General features: G+C 62.4%; 13 protein-coding genes. 8 read left to right on the top strand and 5 right to left on the bottom strand.

The genetic code is table 11. The features are described from left to right. Positions 1-13 precede the first annotated feature (13 nt). Complete coding sequence (gene xdhC / locus ACLH0I_RS09940) at positions 14-850, top strand: xanthine dehydrogenase accessory protein XdhC (protein ID WP_411386918.1); 837 nt, start codon at positions 14-16, stop codon at positions 848-850. A gap of 20 nt (positions 851-870) precedes the next feature. After that, positions 871-2,175, top strand: coding sequence for a guanine deaminase (gene guaD / locus ACLH0I_RS09935; RefSeq protein WP_411386917.1), 1,305 nt, complete (start codon positions 871-873; stop codon positions 2,173-2,175). Between the two features lie 123 nt (positions 2,176-2,298). Here guaD and ACLH0I_RS09930 read toward each other — a convergent pair whose 3' ends face one another. Then, on the bottom strand, positions 2,299-3,063 hold the full coding sequence (locus tag ACLH0I_RS09930) for a GntR family transcriptional regulator (protein WP_186705267.1): 765 nt from the start codon (positions 3,061-3,063) through the stop codon (positions 2,299-2,301). A gap of 368 nt (positions 3,064-3,431) precedes the next feature. Here ACLH0I_RS09930 and ACLH0I_RS09925 point away from each other — a divergent pair, with 368 nt between their 5' ends. Next, on the top strand, positions 3,432-4,622 hold the full coding sequence (locus ACLH0I_RS09925; RefSeq protein ID WP_411386916.1) for a benzoate/H(+) symporter BenE family transporter: 1,191 nt from the start codon (positions 3,432-3,434) through the stop codon (positions 4,620-4,622). A 158-nt stretch (positions 4,623-4,780) separates the two neighbouring features. On the opposite strand, the gene ACLH0I_RS09920 is transcribed toward ACLH0I_RS09925, so the two are convergent. Continuing rightward, the gene (locus ACLH0I_RS09920) at positions 4,781-5,125 is read right to left on the bottom strand and encodes a YggL family protein (RefSeq protein WP_411386915.1); all 345 of its coding nucleotides are present in this window, start codon (positions 5,123-5,125) and stop codon (positions 4,781-4,783) included. 233 nt (positions 5,126-5,358) lie between these two features. Here ACLH0I_RS09920 and dacB point away from each other — a divergent pair, with 233 nt between their 5' ends. Beyond that, the gene (gene dacB / locus ACLH0I_RS09915; RefSeq protein WP_411386914.1) at positions 5,359-6,825 is read left to right on the top strand and encodes a D-alanyl-D-alanine carboxypeptidase/D-alanyl-D-alanine-endopeptidase; all 1,467 of its coding nucleotides are present in this window, start codon (positions 5,359-5,361) and stop codon (positions 6,823-6,825) included. A 260-nt stretch (positions 6,826-7,085) separates the two neighbouring features. Here dacB and ACLH0I_RS09910 read toward each other — a convergent pair whose 3' ends face one another. Together ACLH0I_RS09910 and rlmKL are read right to left on the bottom strand one after the other, a co-directional pair. Continuing rightward, positions 7,086-9,470, bottom strand: a complete 2,385-nt coding sequence (locus ACLH0I_RS09910) for a diguanylate cyclase (RefSeq protein ID WP_411386913.1) — start codon at positions 9,468-9,470, stop codon at positions 7,086-7,088. Positions 9,471-9,611: 141 nt separating this feature from the next. Beyond that, on the bottom strand, positions 9,612-11,882 hold the full coding sequence (gene rlmKL, locus ACLH0I_RS09905) for a bifunctional 23S rRNA (guanine(2069)-N(7))-methyltransferase RlmK/23S rRNA (guanine(2445)-N(2))-methyltransferase RlmL (protein ID WP_411386912.1): 2,271 nt from the start codon (positions 11,880-11,882) through the stop codon (positions 9,612-9,614). Between the two features lie 532 nt (positions 11,883-12,414). Here rlmKL and rmf point away from each other — a divergent pair. Next, positions 12,415-12,630, top strand: coding sequence for a ribosome modulation factor (gene rmf / locus ACLH0I_RS09900; protein ID WP_003223300.1), 216 nt, complete (start codon positions 12,415-12,417; stop codon positions 12,628-12,630). Positions 12,631-12,992: 362 nt separating this feature from the next. Here rmf and ACLH0I_RS09895 read toward each other — a convergent pair whose 3' ends face one another. Next, positions 12,993-14,012: a quinone-dependent dihydroorotate dehydrogenase gene (locus ACLH0I_RS09895; RefSeq protein WP_411386911.1), complete on the bottom strand. Its 1,020-nt coding sequence runs from the start codon at positions 14,010-14,012 to the stop codon at positions 12,993-12,995. A 232-nt stretch (positions 14,013-14,244) separates the two neighbouring features. On the opposite strand from ACLH0I_RS09895, the gene ACLH0I_RS09890 reads away from it, so the two are divergent. From ACLH0I_RS09890 to ACLH0I_RS09880, 3 genes are all read left to right on the top strand, one after another. Further along, positions 14,245-15,456 (top strand): CmpA/NrtA family ABC transporter substrate-binding protein, encoded by a 1,212-nt coding sequence (locus tag ACLH0I_RS09890; RefSeq protein ID WP_411386910.1) that lies wholly within the window; start codon positions 14,245-14,247, stop codon positions 15,454-15,456. Positions 15,457-15,470: 14 nt separating this feature from the next. Beyond that, positions 15,471-16,046, top strand: coding sequence for an ANTAR domain-containing response regulator (locus ACLH0I_RS09885; protein WP_003199539.1), 576 nt, complete (start codon positions 15,471-15,473; stop codon positions 16,044-16,046). A gap of 467 nt (positions 16,047-16,513) precedes the next feature. Next, a complete protein-coding gene (locus ACLH0I_RS09880; protein ID WP_053120618.1) occupies positions 16,514-17,725 on the top strand; it encodes a nitrate/nitrite transporter in 1,212 nt (403 codons plus the stop codon). The last annotated feature ends 1 nt before the right edge of the window (position 17,726 follow it).

The following is a 17,726-nucleotide window of genomic DNA, read 5'->3' as shown; positions in this document are numbered from 1 at the left end:
GTCGAGGTGAATTATGTACAACTGGATCAGCGCCCTCGCCGACCTGCAAACCCGCGGCGAACCCTGCGTGCTGGTGACGATCATCGAAGAGCTCGGCTCCACCCCGCGCAACGCCGGTTCGAAGATGGTCATCAGCGCCAGCCAGACGTTCGACACCATCGGTGGCGGGCACCTGGAATACAAGGCCATGGAGATCGCTCGGCAAATGCTCGCCAGCGGCCAGCAGAACACCCATCTGGAGCGTTTCAGCCTTGGTGCGAGCCTGGGCCAGTGCTGCGGTGGCGTCACCGTGTTGCTGTTCGAACCCATGGGCCAGGTCCAGGCGCAGATCGCCGTGTTCGGCGCCGGCCATGTCGGCCGCGCCCTGGTGCCGCTGCTGGCGAGCCTGCCCTGCAAGGTGCGCTGGATCGACTCGCGAGAAGCGGAGTTCCCCGAACACTTGCCCCATGGCGTGCGCAAGATTGTGGCCGAAGAGCCATTGGATGAAGTCGATGAATTGCCCGCCGGCAGCTACTGCATCGTCATGACCCACAACCATCAGCTCGACCTGGAACTGAGCGCCGCGATCCTCAAGCGCAACGACTTTGCCTACTTCGGCCTGATCGGTTCGAAGACCAAGCGCGTCAAGTTCGAACATCGCCTGCGTGATCGCGGTTTCGATAGCAATACCCTGCAACGCATACGTTGCCCGATGGGTATCGGCGAAGTCAAAGGCAAGTTGCCTGTGGAAATCGCCATCTCCATCGCCGGCGAAATCATCGCCACCTATAACGCGGATTTCGGCCAGCACACCTCGCGCGCCGAACCCATTGCCAAGTTGCTGCCAGCTTCGCGCCGCAGCCAGCGTTAATCCCTTTATCGAGACAGACCATGCCCCTGACACGCAAAGCCTACCGCGCCGCCCTCCTCCACAGCCTCGCCGACCCGGCCGAAGTGGGTATCGAAGCGTCCTATGAATATTTCGAAGACGGCCTGCTGGTGGTGGAAAACGGCCAGATCAGCGCCATCGGCCACGCCCATGACCTGTTGCCGACCCTGGCGGCGGACATCGACATCGCCCATTACCCGGACGCACTGATCACGCCAGGTTTGATCGACACCCACATCCACCTGCCGCAAACCGGCATGGTCGGCGCCTATGGCGAGCAATTGCTGGATTGGCTCAACACCTACACCTTCCCCTGCGAAAGCCAGTTCGCCGACAAGGCCCACGCCGATGCGGTGGCGGATATCTTCGTCAAGGAGTTGCTGCGCAACGGCACCACCACCGCGCTGGTGTTCGGCAGCGTGCACCCACAATCGGTGAATTCGTTTTTTGAAGTAGCCGAAAAACTTGATCTGCGGATGATCGCCGGCAAAGTGATGATGGACCGTAACGCCCCGGACTATCTGGTCGACACCGCCGAATCCAGCTACACCGAGAGCAAGGCGCTGATCGAGCGCTGGCACGGCAAGGGCCGGTTGCACTACGCCGTGACCCCGCGCTTCGCTCCCACCAGCACCCCGGAACAACTGACCCTGGCCGGTCAATTGCTGGGGGAATACCCCGACTTGTACATGCAGACCCACATCAGCGAGAACCTGCAGGAAGTGCAGTGGGTCAAGGAGCTGTTCCCGGAGCGCAAGGGCTACCTGGACGTCTACGATCACTACCAACTGCTTGGCGAGCGTTCGGTGTTCGCCCATGGCGTGCATTTATGCGATGACGAATGCGCGCGGCTGGCCGAGGCCGGGTCGGCCATCGCTTTCTGCCCGACCTCGAACTTTTTCCTCGGCAGCGGCCTGTTCAACCTGCCCATGGCCGAGAAGCACAAGGTGAACGTCGGGTTGGGCACCGACGTAGGTGGCGGCACCAGTTTTTCGCTGCTCCACACCCTGAACGAAGCCTACAAGGTGATGCAGCTGCAGGGCGCGCGGCTGAGCCCGTTCAAGTCGCTGTACCTGGCCACCCTCGGCGGCGCGCGGGCCCTGCGCCTGGAGGACAAGATCGGCACGTTGCAACCGGGGACGGACGCGGACTTCCTGGTGCTGGACTACAACGCCACGCCGCTGCTGAGCTATCGCCTCAAGCAGGCCAAGGACATTGCCGAACGGTTGTTCGTGTTGATGACGCTGGGGGATGACCGGACGGTGGCGCAGACTTATGCGGCCGGCAGGTTGGTGCATCAGCGCTAGGTTGTATTGCCTGCCAGGACGCTATCGCGAGCAAGCTCGCTCCCACAGTGGATTTGTGGTGTACACATACCCCCTGTGGGAGCGAGCTTGCTCGCGATCGGCGGTATGACTGACTCAAATCCCTCAGAGCTTGGCCGTCGACCGCCCCGGCTTCTTGCTCTGCAACAAATGCGAAAACACCGCGTGCAGGTCATCCGACGCGCTTTCTTCGTCGAGGTTGAGCTTGCTGTCGATGTGGTCCATGTGATGCATCATCAGGTCCACGGCCAGCGTCGCATCGCGGGCCTCGATGGCGTCGATCAACTGGGTGTGTTCATCGTAGGAACAGTGGGACCGGTTGCCGCTTTCGTACTGGGCGATGATCAACGAGGTCTGGGACACGAGGCTGCGCTGGAAGCTGATCAGCGGGGCATTCTTTGCCGCTTCGGCCAGCTTGAGGTGGAACTCGCCCGACAAACGGATGCCAGCGCCACGGTCGCCCCGGGAAAAACTGTCGCGCTCGTCGCTGACCATCTGCCGCAGCTCAGCCAGTTGTTCGGCCGTGGCGTGCTGCACCGCCAGTTCGGTGATCGCCCTTTCCACCAGGCGCCGGGCCATGAACACCTGGCGGGCCTCTTCGACACTCGGGCTCGCCACCACGGCACCGCGATTGGGCCGCAGCAACACCACGCCTTCGTGGGCCAGGCGGGACAAGGCCCGGCGGATGATCGTGCGGCTGACTCCGAAAATCTCCCCCAGCGCCTCTTCGCTCAATTTGGTCCCGGGCGCCAGGCGTTGTTCGAGGATGGCCTCGAAGATGTGCGCATAGACAATATCGTCCTGGGTTCCGCTGCGGCCGGTTTTACCAGCTCGCGGTTGTTTCTTGAGGGGCTGCAACTGTTCGTTCATGGGCACTCGAGTCGGGAGAACTGCGGCGAATTGACCGTGACTGTAATACGGCACAGCGGGTCGCTGGCAAGTATCGCGTAAAAAACAGCTCGATTGTACACAACCTCTGATGGCAACACGACTGTACGGCTGTTTGCGGGCATGGCTGTATTGCAATCGATGATGGGGTTGAGTTTAGGCTTAAACCTCGGTTTTGTGGCGAGGGAGCTTGCTCCCGCTGGATTGCGAAGCAATCCCCCCGCATTCGTTCAGACCTCCAACAGGATGCATGACGACCGCTCCGCGGCCGAGCGGGAGCAAGCTCCCTCGCCACAAAAGCAATGGCTCGCCCGAGTCCAGACAATCTATAACAAGGACCACCGCCCACCATGACCGAAGTCACGACCACGCCACTTCGTCCATTGGCCGACACCTCGCCTTCGGCCATCGTCGCCGGGTTCATCGCGATGATGACCGGCTACACCAGTTCCCTGGTGCTGATGTTCCAGGCCGGACAGGCGGCGGGACTGACCAGCGGGCAGATTTCCTCGTGGATCTGGGCGATCTCCATCGGCATGGCGGTGTGCTCCATCGGGCTGTCGCTGCGCTATCGCACGCCGATCACCATCGCCTGGTCGACACCCGGCGCCGCGCTGCTAATCACCAGCCTGGGCGGCGTGAGTTATGGCGAGGCCATCGGCGCCTATATAACCTGCGCGGTGCTGGTGACGATCTGCGGCCTGACCGGCAGTTTCGAGCGCCTGGTCAAGCGCATTCCGGCCTCGCTGGCGGCGGCGTTGCTGGCGGGGATTCTGTTCAAGATCGGCAGCGAGATCTTCGTCGCCACCCAGCATCGCACCGGCCTGGTTCTGGGGATGTTCTTTACTTACCTGATCGTCAAGCGCCTGTCGCCGCGCTACGCGGTGCTCGCGGCGCTGCTGATCGGCACAGCGCTTTCCGGCCTGCTGGGGTTACTGGACTTCAGCGGCTTTGCCCTGGAAGTCGCGACGCCGGTCTGGACCACGCCGCACTTTTCCTTGGCAGCCACCATCAGCATCGGCATTCCGCTGTTCGTGGTGGCGATGACCTCGCAGAACATGCCCGGCATCGCCGTGTTGCGGGCCGACGGCTACAACGTGCCGGCTTCGCCGCTGATCACCAGCACCGGCATCGCCTCGCTGCTGCTGGCACCGTTCGGCTCCCATGGCATCAACCTGGCGGCCATCAGCGCGGCCATCTGCACCGGGCCCCACGCCCACGAAGATCGCAACAAGCGCTACACGGCGGCGGTCTGGTGCGGGATTTTCTACGGAATTGCCGGGGTGTTCGGCGCGACGCTGGCGGCATTGTTCGCGGCGCTGCCCAAGGAACTGGTGTTGTCCATCGCGGCCCTGGCACTGTTCGGCTCGATCATCAATGGCCTGAGCATCGCCATGAGCGAAGTGAAGGAGCGGGAAGCGGCGCTGATCACCTTCATGGTCACGGCGTCGGGGCTGACGCTGTTCTCCATCGGTTCGGCGTTCTGGGGGATTGTGGCGGGGGTGTTGACGTTGCTGATCCTGAACTGGCGCAACAATTGAAAGCATCGCGAGCAAGCTCGCTCCCACAGGGGATGTGTGTCGTTCACATCACCCCTGTGGGAGCGAGCTTGCTCGCGATAGCGGCCTGAAGGGCAACAGCGACCCAACAGACAGACACAAAAAAACCGGCACCCAAAAGGGCTGCCGGTTTCTGACCATCAAGCGACCGGATTGATCGGCTTTTCCGGGTACCACACGTCCAGCAACGGGCTGACTTCAACGCTGGTCAGCTCAGGACGGGCCTTGAGCCAGGCTTCAACGGCAGCGCGCTGCTCTTCGGTGACCGAGCCACGCTTCTGCAGGCAAACCAGACCGTAGTCGTCACCGCCGACGTAGCCCAGGCCATTGGCTTCCATGGCTTGTTTCAGGAACGCCTCGAGGAAAGCGTCAATAGCCTCATCGGCCAGATCTTCCTTGAAATCCAGGTTCAGTTCGAAACCCAGCTCTTGAAATTCATCCACGCACAGCTTTTTGCGCAGACGCTGGGAACGGTTAGTCGCCATTGGAACAATCCTCATAAGTAATAACGGCCGGCACTTTACCAGTTTGGTGCGTCGATTGCCCGACTCATCGGGCAAGTCCGTTAACCGTTGGTAAAAAAATACCGCTTCGCTGGGCTTGGGCACGGCACATGCCGTTGCGCCTTGGGGCATAATGCCGACACTTTCATGCCCGTTGAGGACGTTCATTTTCATGTCCTCGTATTTTCCCCCTCGCCTGTAGGGTTTTATTTCAAATGATCAAATCTTTGCGTCCATTGCTTCTGGCCAGCCTTCTTCTTCCCCTGGCCCTCCCTGTCACCGCCCACGCTGCCACGATCAACACCGCCCTGTCGCCCAACGTACAAAAGGCCCTCAAGGCCAGCAAACTGCAGAACGACGCCCTGTCCCTGGTGCTGGTGCCGCTCAACGGCCCCGGCACGCCAACCCTGTACAACGCAGATGTTTCGGTCAATCCGGCATCCACCATGAAACTGGTGACCACCTATGCGGCCCTGGAGATGCTCGGTCCCAATCATCAGTGGAAAACCGAGTTCTACACCGACGGCACCCTGAGCGGCGGGATCCTCAACGGCAACTTGTACCTCAAGGGCGGCGGCGATCCCAAGCTGAACATGGAAAAACTCTGGCTGCTGATGCGCGATCTGCGGGCCAACGGCGTCCAGCAGGTCACCGGTGACCTGGTGCTGGACCGCAGTTTCTTCATCCAGCCGCAACTGCCCGAGTTCAACGACGACGGCAACGACGAAAACAAACCCTTCCTGGTCAAGCCCGACTCGCTGCTGGTCAACCTCAAGGCCCTGCGCTTCGTCGCTCGCAATGATGGCGGCCGGGTGCTGGTGTCGGTTGAGCCGCCGATTGCCAGCATTCGCATCGAAAACGTGGTCAAGGCCGTCAACGGCAAGCAATGTGCCGGCGGCGTTCGCTACAACCCCGTCGCCCAGGCCGATGGCAGCATGACCGTCACTGTCAGCGGCCAACTCGGTGAAGGTTGCAGCTCCCAGACCTACCTGTCGCTGCTCGATCATGCCACCTACACCGCTGGCGCGGTGCGGGCCATCTGGAAGGAATTGGGCGGCAGCATCCAGGGCCAGGACCGCCTGGCCACGACCCCGGGCAACGCCAAGGTATTGGCCCGGGCGTTCTCCCCGGACCTGGCAGAGATCATCCGCGACATCAATAAATACAGTAACAACACCATGGCCCAGCAACTGTTCCTGAGCCTGGGCGCACAATTTCGCAACGAAGCCGACGGTGACGACGCGAAGGCTGCGCAACGGGTGGTACGCCAGTGGCTGGCGAAGAAAGGCATCACCGCACCGCACCTGGTGATGGAGAACGGCTCGGGCCTGTCCCGCGCCGAACGGGTCAGCGCGCGGGAAATGGCTGCGATGCTGCAAGCCGCCTGGCGCAGCCCGTATTCGGCGGAGTTCATCAGTTCGATGCCGATTGCCGGCACCGACGGCACCATGCGCAAACGCCTGAAGACCACCGCCATGGCCGGCGAAGCCCACGTCAAGACCGGGACCCTGAACACCGTCCGCGCCATCGCTGGCTACAGCCGCGACATCAACGGCAACACTTGGGCAGTGGTGGCGATCCTCAACGATCCAAAGCCATGGGGCGCTTCGTCGGTGCTGGACCAGGTGCTGCTGGACCTGTACCGCCAGCCGAAATTGCCACAGACGGCTTCGGTGCTCTAACCCAGCACATACCCAATGTGGGAGCGAGCCTGCTCGCGAATGCGGTATGTCATTCAACATCGATGTTGCTGACCGACCGAATCGCGAGCAGGCTCGCTCCTACAGTGAATCGGGCCATACACAAATCTTGTGCCCACTGAAGATCAACTGTGGGAGCGGGCTTGCTCGCGAAGGCGGTACAACATTCAACCATTGTGTTGACTGACATGCCGCCTTCGCGAGCAAGCCCGCTCCCACACTTTGACCTCAATATCCCCTGGCTATCCCAACTGCGTCTCGACCCGATCCCGCCCGGCCTGCTTGGCCGCGTACACGCCTGAGTCGGCCCTGAGCAGTAACGCATCGGCGCCCTCCCCGGCGCGCCAGGTGGCGATGCCGAAGCTGGCGGTGACCACCCCGACATCGTCGATGGGCCCAGCCCGCAAGCCTTCCCAAAGCCCCAGCGCCAGGGAATATGCGCTGTCACTGTCGGTGTCCGGGCACAGCACCACGAACTCTTCCCCACCCAACCGGCAGAACACATCGGTACGGCGCAACCGTTGGACGATGCGCTGGCAGACCGCCTGCAACACCCGGTCGCCCACCGCATGGCCGTGCTGGTCGTTGATGCGCTTGAAGTGATCGATGTCGAGCATGATGACCGCCAGCCCACCGGAACCGCGCTCGACCCGGGCCATTTCCGAGGTCAAGCGTTCCTGGAAATACCGGCGGTTGCGAATGCCGGTCAGGGCGTCGGTCACGGACAAGGCCCGCAGCTCTTCTTCCACACGCTTGAGGTCGGAGATATCCGAGATATAGCCGTGCCACAACACCCCGCCGCCAGGCAGCTCCTCGGGGGTGGCCTCGCCGCGCACCCAGCGCAGCCCGCGCAAGGGTAATTGCACCCGGTACTCTTCCCGCCATGGGCTCAAGGTATTGGCCGAAGCACGGATCGAAGCTCGGACGCGCGTACTGTCCAACGGATGAATACGCGAGAAAATCGCCTCGGCGTTCTGCACCAGTACATCGGGTTCCAATTCATAGATGTCGCGGATACCGTCGCTGGCATAAATCACGCTGAAGCGACCATTGAAATCCATCCTGAACTGGTAGATACCCCCAGGCACATGAGCGCTGAGCTTTTTCAGCAACAGGTCGCGGGCCGCCAGGGCTTCGTGGACGCGCTTGCGTTCGGTGATGTCGATGCAGATCGCCAGGTGCCCGACCCATAGCCCCTGCTCATCGAGCATCGGCGTGGCCAGCATGTTCACGGTCAGGTGACTGCCATCGCGGCGCACCAGGGTCCATTCCCGCGCCTGCTGCCCACCCTGCTCGCCGCCCTCGAGCAGCATCGCATGGCAGGTCGGAATGGGTTTACCAAAGCGCGCGGCAAGCTGAGCGGCCCGAGCCTGGAGTTCGCGCGGCACATGCAGGCTCTCCAGGGTCATGCTTTGCAGCACGTCGCAGCTCGGGTAGCCGAGCATCTGCTCGGCGCCAGCATTGAAAGTGGTGATGACGCCGCGCAGGTCGGTGGCAATGATCGCCACCTGGGTCGCGGCATCCAGCACACCGCGCAACTGGCCGTGGGTACCGCGCAACTCCTGCTCCCGGGCACGCAGTTCACCGGTGCGTTGTTCCACCAGCGCCAAGGCTCGCTGCCGCTGGCTGACCAGCACATAGAGCAAGGCACTGAGCAGCAGGCTGAGCAGACCACCGAGTATCACTATGCTCGTGACCGAAGAATGATTGGTCGACAGGAACACCCGGCTGGGCCGCAACTCCACCCGGTAGTCGCGATCGGCCAGGCGTAGCAGGCGCGTCGCCGACAACTCGCTCTGGCCCGGCGGGTTTGGGGATTCGAACAGCGCCTCCCCCCCGTTTTCGCTAGACAGGTCCACGACACGCATCGACAGATTGTCGTGACCGGGCGCGGGCAGTCCGTCGCCCGCCAACTGACGCATGCTGATGGCCGCCATCACGTACCCGAACGGTTCGCTGGCCGATTCCCGTATAACCGGCGCGACCAGCAGCACCCCGCGAGTGAACATCGGGTCGGCCCCCATAAAATCCAGGGGTTGCGAGGCCGCCACCCCGCCACGCTGACGCGACCGCTCGACAGTGGCACGGCGCAAGGGCTCGGAAAACAGGTCCAGGCCCAGTGGGGGCCCGTAGGCGCTCCGACTATGAATGTAGAGCACCGGAACGTACTCGTCCCGTTCGGCGGCCAGTTGCAGGCCGCCGTGGCCGTCCGGCTCGCGAATCATGAATTGAGCCCCACCGTCGGCCTGCGCCTGCCGTTCGAACGCTTGCCGCTCGTCCCGAAGGACCCTGGGCGCCCAGGCGAAGGCCCGGGTACGACGCATCAGCGAGTCGGCGTAGCCATGGAACTCATTGCTGGCTACCGCTTCGGAGTTGGCAAAAAAACGCCCGAGGCTGTCGAGAAACTGCTCCTGGTCCTGGAACTGTTCCTCGATGCGGCTGAAGCGCTCCTCGACTTGCAACTCGAAGCGCTCGCGCAATTGCCGATTGAACAGGTCCATCATCGCCCAGCTCAGCACGCCGCTCAGGCAGGTACCGGCCAGCAGCACCAGCGAAGCCACCAGCCAGGCCGAAACGTCTTCGCGGATAAAGCCCAGGATTCTGGGGCGCACCTGATGCAATGCCATAAATACAACTCGCAAAGGTACCAGGCATAGGCACAGCCCCGGACACAGCCTAAGTTATAGCTATTCGCCATCACTTTGACCAGTCCCCAATGAGGCTAGAAGCCTTGGACTACAAGGCTCAGTGGATCCAATCGATCTCCTTCAACGCGCCATGATCTTCCAAGCGCGGTGGATCTTGCCGTTGCGGGCGAAATCCGGATCGATGGTCTTGGCAGTGATCTCTTCCACTGCATAGCGCTCGCCGAGGTTGTCCTCGAGCTGGAACTTGCGGAAGTTGTTGGAAAAATACAGCACGCCGCCCGGCGCCAGGCGCGCCATGGCCAGGTCCAGCAACTGGACGTGGTCGCGCTGCACATCGAACACACCTTCCATGCGCTTGGAGTTGGAGAAGGTCGGCGGGTCGATGAAGATCAGGTCGTACTCGTCACGACTGGCTTCCAGCCAGGCCATCACGTCGCCCTGCTCCAGGCGGTTCTTGTCGGAAAAACCATTGAGCGACAGGTTGCGTCGCGCCCAATCCAGGTAGGTTTTCGACAAGTCGACACTGGTGGTGCTCCGGGCACCGCCCTTGGCGGCGTGGACGCTGGCAGTCGCGGTGTAGCAGAACAGGTTGAGGAAACGCTTGCCGGCCGCCTCTTTCTGGATCCGCAGGCGCATCGGCCGATGGTCGAGAAACAGCCCGGTGTCCAGGTAATCGGTGAGGTTGACCAGCAGCTTCACGCCGCCTTCGTTGACCTCGGTGAACTTACCCTGGGCGCTCTGGCGCTCGTACTGCTTGGTGCCGCTCTGACGCTCGCGGCGCTTGATCACCACGCGACTCTTGTCCACGTTCAGCGCCTGGGGAATGGCCGCCAAGGCATCGAACAACCGGGCCGAGGCTTTTTCCGGGTCGATGGACTTCGGCGCGACGTATTCCTGTACGTGCACCCAGTCGTGGTAGAGGTCGATGGCCATGGAGTATTCCGGCATGTCGGCGTCGTAGACCCGGTAGCAATCCACACCTTCACGCTTGGCCCACTTACTCAGCGTCTTGAGGTTTTTTTGCAGGCGATTGGCGAACATCTGCCCGCCTTCGCTCAACCGCGCCTGCTCGATCACAGGGGCTGGCGCCGGCGCCGGCTTGATCGGGTTGCCGTTCTTGTTGTACTGGCGCTCTTGTGGCACTTCAGGGGTTTGATCATAGGCGGCCTGTTCACGCTCGGCCTGGCGCTGTTCCGGGGTGCGACGCTCGCCGGTGACGAACTGGTCCGGCAACACCTTGATCAGCAGCAACTTGCACGGCAAGGCGCCGTTCCAGAACGAATACTGCTTGTGGCTGCGAATGCCCATGCGCTTGCCCAGGTCCGGCGCGCCGGTGAACACCGCTGCCTCCCAGTTCAGGCACGCCTGGCGCAGGCGCTCGCCGAGGTTCTGGTAGAGGTAAAGCAGACTGGCTTCGTCACCCAGGCGCTCGCCGTACGGCGGGTTGCAGATCACCAGGCCCTTCTGGTTCTGGTCCGGGCGCGGCTCGAAGGTGGCGACTTCGCCTTGATAGATCTTGATCCACTCGCTCAGGCCCGCACGCTCGACGTTATTGCGGCCCGGCTGGATCAGCCGCGGGTCGGCTTCGTAGCCACGAATCCACAACGGTGGCTTGGCCAGCCCGGCGGCGGCGCGCTCGGAGGCTTCTTCGTGGAGTTTCTTCCACAACGCCGGCACGTGGCCGAGCCAGGCGGTGAAGCCCCACTGCTGGCGACGCAGGTTCGGTGCCATATCGGCGGCGATCATGCCGGCTTCCACCAGGAACGTGCCGACACCGCACATCGGGTCGGCCAGCGCCCCGCCTTCAGCGGCAATGCGCGGCCAACCGGCGCGGATCAGGATCGCGGCGGCGAGGTTTTCCTTCAGCGGCGCGGCGCCCTGCTGCAGGCGATAACCGCGCTGGTGCAGGCTGTGGCCGGAAAGGTCGAGGGAAAGGATCGCTTCGCCGCGGTCCAGGCGCAGGTGGATACGCAGGTCCGGGTTGAGCTTGTCGATGGACGGCCGCTCACCCGATGGCGTGCGCAGCTTGTCGACGATGGCATCCTTGACCTTCAAGGCACCGAAGTGAGTATTGTCGATGCCCGAGCCATGGCCGCTGAACTCAACCGCCAGGGTGCCATCGGCCAGCATATGGTCTTGCCAGTCGACGTCCAGCACGCCGTGATAGAGGTCTTCGGCGTCCTTCATCGGGAAGCGCTTGAGTACCAGCAACACGCGGTTGGCCAGGCGCGACCAAAGGCACAGGCGATAGGCCGTTTCCATGTCGGCCATGCCGCGCACGGCCGAAGTGTGCTCGCGCGCCTCTTCAAGGCCAAGCCCGACGGCTTCCTCGATCAGCAGGCCTTCGAGGCCCTTGGGGCAAGTGAGGAAGAGTTCGAAACGATCGGACATGGGATTTCCAGAGCCTTTGGCTAAGTGGACCGGGCAACGCATTGCCGGGCCGGGTTCAATCAGGTGCTTTTCTCAAGAGCACCCGCGTGGCACGAAAGTGTGCCGTGCCGCCCTCGCCGCTCAGGTTAAAAGAGCTTAGATGCGAAGGCAGATAAAAAATTCTGTGCAACAAATTGTGAAAAACTCGACCCTTTCGTCGAATAGTACCCGAGTGCAACGGGTGGACATTCTCATTCGAGAAAGGGCAGCCCCTGTTGGCGCAGGGCCGATCATACAGGGGTCTTGCTCAAAAGCGGTCAACGAACATCAAGTTACTTATCGCCCTAACATCTTTATTGTTACGTGCTTATGACAAAACGATCATTCCATCCCTGTGACGCTTTGGTTAGAACTCAACACAGGTTGACGTCGCAACGGCGTCAACACCTCGGCTCGTCACGCCGGCAACGAGCCACCAACGGCAGAATGATTCTGCCCCGGCCTCGATAGAGGTCGACGCTAAGCAACAGTCAACAAGTGAGGGCAACACCCTATGAGAAGACTTAAGCGTGATCCGTTGGAAAGAGCATTTTTGCGTGGTTACCAATATGGCGTTGGTGGTAAATCCCGTGAGCTTTGCCCCTTTACTCTACCGTCGGTACGTCAAGCCTGGATCAATGGCTGGCGAGAAGGACGCGGCGACAACTGGGACGGTATGACCGGCACTGCGGGTATCCACAGACTCAACGAACTTCACGCCGTCGGCTGACACAGGGCTTATTACTCAAGAACTCGACAATTTGACATCCCAATCGATTTAACCACGCACGTCCCATCCGGGCGGCGGGCTACGGCCCAGGGGGCTCCTTCGAGGAGCCCTTTTTAATGCCTGGGTTTCATAGGCACTTACGAATGCCTGAGCTGTGAACATTATTGTGGCGAGGGAGCTTGCTCCCGCTGGGCTGCGCCCTGTAGGAGCTGACGAGTGCAACGAGGCTGCGATCTTGCTCCAGACAGTTGAGTCGAGAGCGAACGACCAAGATCAAAAGATCGCAGGCTACGCCAGCTCCTACAGAGTCCAGCGGGAGCAAGCTCCCTCGCCACGATCAGCGCCGAACTTTAATCCTCGGTTCACCCCAACGCCGCAATCGCATCCACCGACTCACGAATCAACGCCGGCCCCTTGTAGATGAAGCCCGAGTAAACCTGCACCAGGCTCGCCCCGGCGGTGATCTTCTCGGCGGCGTGCCGGCCTTCGGTGATCCCGCCCGCCGCAATGATCGGCAAGCGCCCCGCCAATTCAGCGGCCAGCACCTTCACCGTGTGGGTGCTCTTGTCACGCACTGGCGCGCCCGACAAGCCACCCGCCTCGTCACCGTGCTCCAGCCCTTCGACGCCTTCGCGTCCCAGGGTCGTGTTGGTGGCGATCACTGCGTCCATACCCGTCTCGATCAGGGCCTGGGCTACCTGGGCGGTCTCCTCGTCGGTCATGTCCGGGGCGATCTTGATCGCCAGGGGCACGTGCCGGCCGTGGGTCAACGCCAGTTCCGCGCGACGTTGGGCCAGGTCGGCCAGCAGTTGCTTGAGGGAATCACCGAATTGCAGGCTGCGCAGCCCCGGGGTGTTGGGGGAGCTGACGTTGACGGTCACGTAGCTGGCGTGGGCGTAGACCTTGTCCAGGCAGATCAGGTAGTCGTCGACGGCGCGCTCCACCGGCGTGTCGAAATTCTTGCCGATGTTGATGCCCAGCACGCCCTTGTACTTGGCCGCGGCCACACGGGCCAGCAGGTGATCGACGCCCAGGTTGTTGAAGCCCATGCGGTTGATGATCGCCTCGGCTTGTGGCAGGCGGAACAACCGTGGCTTGGGGTTGCCCGGCTGCGGACGCGGCGTGACGGTGCCGATTTCCACAAAGCCGAAACCCAACTGCGCAAAGCCGTCGATGGCCGCGCCATTCTTGTCCAGGCCCGCCGCCAACCCGACCGGGTTGGGAAACGCCAGGCCCATGACCGTCACCGGCACTTTCGCCGGCGCCTTGCACAGCAAACCGTTGAGGCCCAAACGCCCGCCCGCGCCGATCAAGTCCAGGGACAGGTCGTGGGAGGTTTCCGGGGAAAGTTTGAACAACAGCTGACGGGCCAGGGTGTACATGGGCGGCTTTGACTCGGGCGAAGAAATGAGGCGGCGATTATAGCCGGGCAACGGCGGCTCAAGCGAGGCGCCCGCACAAAACCATAGCGCTGGCATATGCCTTGCACCCTTTTGGCCATCAGCGCCCATGCCAGCGACGGAATGAGTGCCACACTGTTTTAAGGGACAACGGCGTCGTCGTCCGGTCTCCTGGGCCCGGACACGGCGCTTTTTCATGTGGAAGGTGATAGTGATGAATGAAGTTCCAGCCAACCCCCTGGCCTGGGTCAACGGTAGCGATGCCCCGGAAAAGAGCGCGGTCAACCTCGGCTTCATGGCCTTGAGCGACTGTGCCCCAGTGGTGGTCGCTGCCACCCAGGGCTTCGCCCAACCCTACGGCTTGACCCTGAATCTCAAGCGCCAGGCGTCCTGGGCCAACCTGCGGGACAAGCTGGTCAGCGGTGAAATCGATGCCGCCCACAGCCTGTATGGCCTGGTCTATGCGGTGCACCTGGGCATTGGCGGGGTCGCACCGACCGACATGGCGGTGCTGATGGGGCTGAACCAGAACGGCCAGAGCATCAACCTGTCCCATGGCTTGCAGGCCCAAGGCGTGACCAGTCCTGAAGCACTGGAACGGCACGTGCACCAAACTCGCCCGAAACTGACCTTCGCCCAGACGTTCCCCACCGGCACCCACGCCATGTGGCTCTATTATTGGCTTGCGGCCCAGGGCATCCATCCTCTATCCGATGTCGACAGCGTCGTGGTACCGCCGCCGCAAATGATCGCGCACCTGCAAGCCGGGCGCATCGACGGGTTTTGCGTCGGCGAGCCCTGGTGCGCCAGCGCGGTGAAACAGAACCTTGGCTTTACCCTGGCGACCACCCAGACCATCTGGCCCGACCACCCGGAAAAAGTCCTGGGCTGCACCCGTGCGTTCGTCGAGCAATACCCCAATACCGCCCGGGCGTTGGTGATGGCCATTCTCGAAGCCAGCCGTTTCATCGAACAAAGCAGCGAAAACCGTCGCAGCACCGCGCAACTGTTGAGCGCACCGGAATACCTCGACGCCCCGCTGGACTGCATCGAGCCGCGCCTGCTGGGCATCTATGCCGACGGCTTGGGCAACAGCTGGCAGGATCCCCACGCGATGCGCTTCCATGGCAACGGCGAGGTGAACCTGCCGTACCTGTCCGACGGCATGTGGTTCATGACCCAGTTCCGTCGCTGGGGCTTGCTGCGCGAAGACCCGGATTACCTGGCCGTGGCCCGGGACGTTCAGCAACTCACGTTGTACCGTGAAGCCTGTGGGGCGCTGGACATTGCGTCCCCGAGCCAGGACATGCGCAGCAGCCAACTGATCGACGGCACCACCTGGGACGGCTCGGACCCGGCCGGGTACGCCCGCAGCTTCAAACTGCACGCCTTGAGCGATGCGGCTCCCCTTCTCGCCAGCCGCTGACAGGAGCCACGACCATGCTGCGTATCCTGCTGATCAACGACACCGCGAAAAAAGTCGGCCGCCTCAAGGCTGCCCTGATTGAAGCCGGCTTCGAAGTGATCGACGAATCCGGCCTGACCATCGACCTGCCGGCGCGCGTCGAAACGGTGCGTCCGGACGTAATCCTGATCGATACCGAGTCACCCGGACGCGATGTGATGGAGCAAGTGGTGCTGGTCAGTCGCGACCAGCCACGCCCGATCGTCATGTTTACCGACGAGCACGACCCCAATGTGATGCGCCAGGCGATCAAGTCGGGCGTCAGCGCCTACATCGTCGAAGGCATCCACGCCGCGCGCCTGCAACCGATCCTCGACGTGGCCATGGCCCGCTTCGAAAGCGACCAGGCCCTGCGCGCCCAACTCCTGGCCCGGGACCAGCAACTGGCCGAACGCAAGCGCATCGAACTGGCCAAGGGCATGCTGATGAAGATGAAGGAATGCAACGAGGAGCAGGCCTACACCCTGATGCGCCGCCAGGCCATGAGCCGCCAGCAGAAGCTGATACAGGTGGCGGAGCAGATCATTGCCATGAACGAGTTGCTCGGCTGAAAGCCTTGTAGCGCAGGGCCTGCCGCCATCGCGAGCGAGCTCGCTCCCACAGGTCCGAGCACACCTCAGGTCCCTGTGGGAGCGGGCTTGCTCGCGAAAGCGGTCTTACTTCCAACATTGATATCGACTGACCCACCGTCTTCGCGAGCAAGCCCGCTCCCACAGGGTTTACGGGGTGAGCACGACATTGGCGGACAACCACAATCCCTGTGGGAGCGAGCCTGCTCGCGATAGCCCTCACACCAGTCCCTCCTGTTGGCACAGATCTCGCTTAAACAACCCCACAGGTAACCAACGGCGGTTGCCCCACCTACGACAAAGACGTCGCACACCCTCCTTGCCTCTCTGGCGATCCGGGTTGCGGCGTTTTTTTGTTTTGGCCCTTCGGGGCCGGTGGTGCGACCACAGGCGGCGCACTGCTCCAAGCACTGACTCATTTCTCGAGACTTTTACAGCTGAGGTGCGCGATGAATTCAAGCTTCTGGAAATCCGGCCACACCCCGACACTGTTCGCGGCCTTTCTTTATTTCGACCTGAGCTTCATGGTCTGGTACCTGCTCGGGCCACTGGCGGTACAGATCTCCGCCGACCTGCACCTGACCACTCAGCAACGCGGCCTGATGGTGGCGACACCGATCCTGGCTGGCGCCGTGCTGCGCCTGTTCATGGGCCTACTGGCCGACCGGATTTCACCCAAGACCGCCGGCATGGTTGGCCAGGTGATCGTGATCGGTGCGCTGTTCTGCGCCTGGAAACTGGGCATCCACAGTTACGAACAAGCCCTGCTGCTGGGCCTGTTCCTCGGTGTGGCCGGCGCTTCGTTCGCCGTCGCCCTGCCCCTGGCCTCCCAGTGGTATCCGCCGCAACACCAGGGCAAGGCCATGGGCATCGCCGGGGCTGGCAACTCGGGCACCGTGCTCGCCGCGTTGATCGCACCGGTCATGGCCGTAGCCTTCGGCTGGACCAACGTGTTCGGCTTCGCGCTGATCCCGCTGGTGCTGACGCTGGTCCTCTTCGCCTGGCTGGCCAAGAATGCCCCTGAGCGACCAAAAGCCAAATCCATGGCCGACTACCTCAAGGCCCTGGGCGACCGTGACAGCTGGTGGTTCATGTTCTTCTACAGCGTGACCTTCGGCGGCTTCATCGGCCTGGCCAGCGCCCTGCCCGGCTACTTCAACGACCAATATGGCCTGAGCCCCGTCACCGCCGGCTACTACACCGCTGCCTGCGTCTTCGGTGGCAGCCTGATGCGCCCCTTGGGCGGCGCCCTGGCGGACCGTTTTGGCGGCATCCGCACTTTGCTCGGCATGTACACCGTAGCGGCCGTCTGCATCGCCGCGGTGGGCTTCAACCTGCCGAGTTCCTATGCGGCCCTGGCCCTGTTCGTTTGCACCATGCTCGGCTTGGGTGCGGGCAACGGCGCGGTGTTCCAACTGGTGCCACAACGCTTCCGTCGCGAAATCGGCGTGATGACCGGGCTGATCGGCATGGCCGGCGGCATCGGTGGTTTCGCCCTGGCGGCGGGCATGGGCGCGATCAAGCAAAGCACCGGCAGCTATCAACTGGCGCTGTGGTTGTTCGCCAGCCTCGGTGTCCTGGCCTGGTTCGGCCTGTATGGCGTCAAGCGTCGCTGGAGAACCACTTGGGGGTCGGCAGCCGTCACCGCTGCTCGGGTATAAC

It is taken from the genome of Pseudomonas sp. MPB03, assembly GCF_046605385.1.
In the GTDB taxonomy this organism is placed as follows: Bacteria; Pseudomonadota; Gammaproteobacteria; order Pseudomonadales; family Pseudomonadaceae; genus Aquipseudomonas; species Aquipseudomonas zanjanensis.
The sequence above is the reverse complement of the archived record's forward strand: the minus strand, read 5'-3'. Positions and strand labels throughout refer to the sequence as shown.

Bases quoted from the DNA above. Each gene is read 5' to 3' on its own strand.
- rmf (WP_003223300.1), top strand. From the start codon at position 12,415: ATGAGAAGACTTAAGCGTGATCCGTTGGAAAGAGCATTTTTGCGTGGT.
- ACLH0I_RS09885 (WP_003199539.1), top strand. From the start codon at position 15,471: ATGCTGCGTATCCTGCTGATCAACGACACCGCGAAAAAAGTCGGCCGC.
- rlmKL (WP_411386912.1), bottom strand. From the start codon at position 11,882: ATGTCCGATCGTTTCGAACTCTTCCTCACTTGCCCCAAGGGCCTCGAA.
- dacB (WP_411386914.1), top strand. From the start codon at position 5,359: ATGATCAAATCTTTGCGTCCATTGCTTCTGGCCAGCCTTCTTCTTCCC.
- xdhC (WP_411386918.1), top strand. From the start codon at position 14: ATGTACAACTGGATCAGCGCCCTCGCCGACCTGCAAACCCGCGGCGAA.
- ACLH0I_RS09925 (WP_411386916.1), top strand. From the start codon at position 3,432: ATGACCGAAGTCACGACCACGCCACTTCGTCCATTGGCCGACACCTCG.
- ACLH0I_RS09895 (WP_411386911.1), bottom strand. From the start codon at position 14,012: ATGTACACCCTGGCCCGTCAGCTGTTGTTCAAACTTTCCCCGGAAACC.
- ACLH0I_RS09930 (WP_186705267.1), bottom strand. From the start codon at position 3,063: ATGAACGAACAGTTGCAGCCCCTCAAGAAACAACCGCGAGCTGGTAAA.
- ACLH0I_RS09920 (WP_411386915.1), bottom strand. From the start codon at position 5,125: ATGGCGACTAACCGTTCCCAGCGTCTGCGCAAAAAGCTGTGCGTGGAT.
- ACLH0I_RS09890 (WP_411386910.1), top strand. From the start codon at position 14,245: ATGAATGAAGTTCCAGCCAACCCCCTGGCCTGGGTCAACGGTAGCGAT.
- guaD (WP_411386917.1), top strand. From the start codon at position 871: ATGCCCCTGACACGCAAAGCCTACCGCGCCGCCCTCCTCCACAGCCTC.
- ACLH0I_RS09910 (WP_411386913.1), bottom strand. From the start codon at position 9,470: ATGGCATTGCATCAGGTGCGCCCCAGAATCCTGGGCTTTATCCGCGAA.
- ACLH0I_RS09880 (WP_053120618.1), top strand. From the start codon at position 16,514: ATGAATTCAAGCTTCTGGAAATCCGGCCACACCCCGACACTGTTCGCG.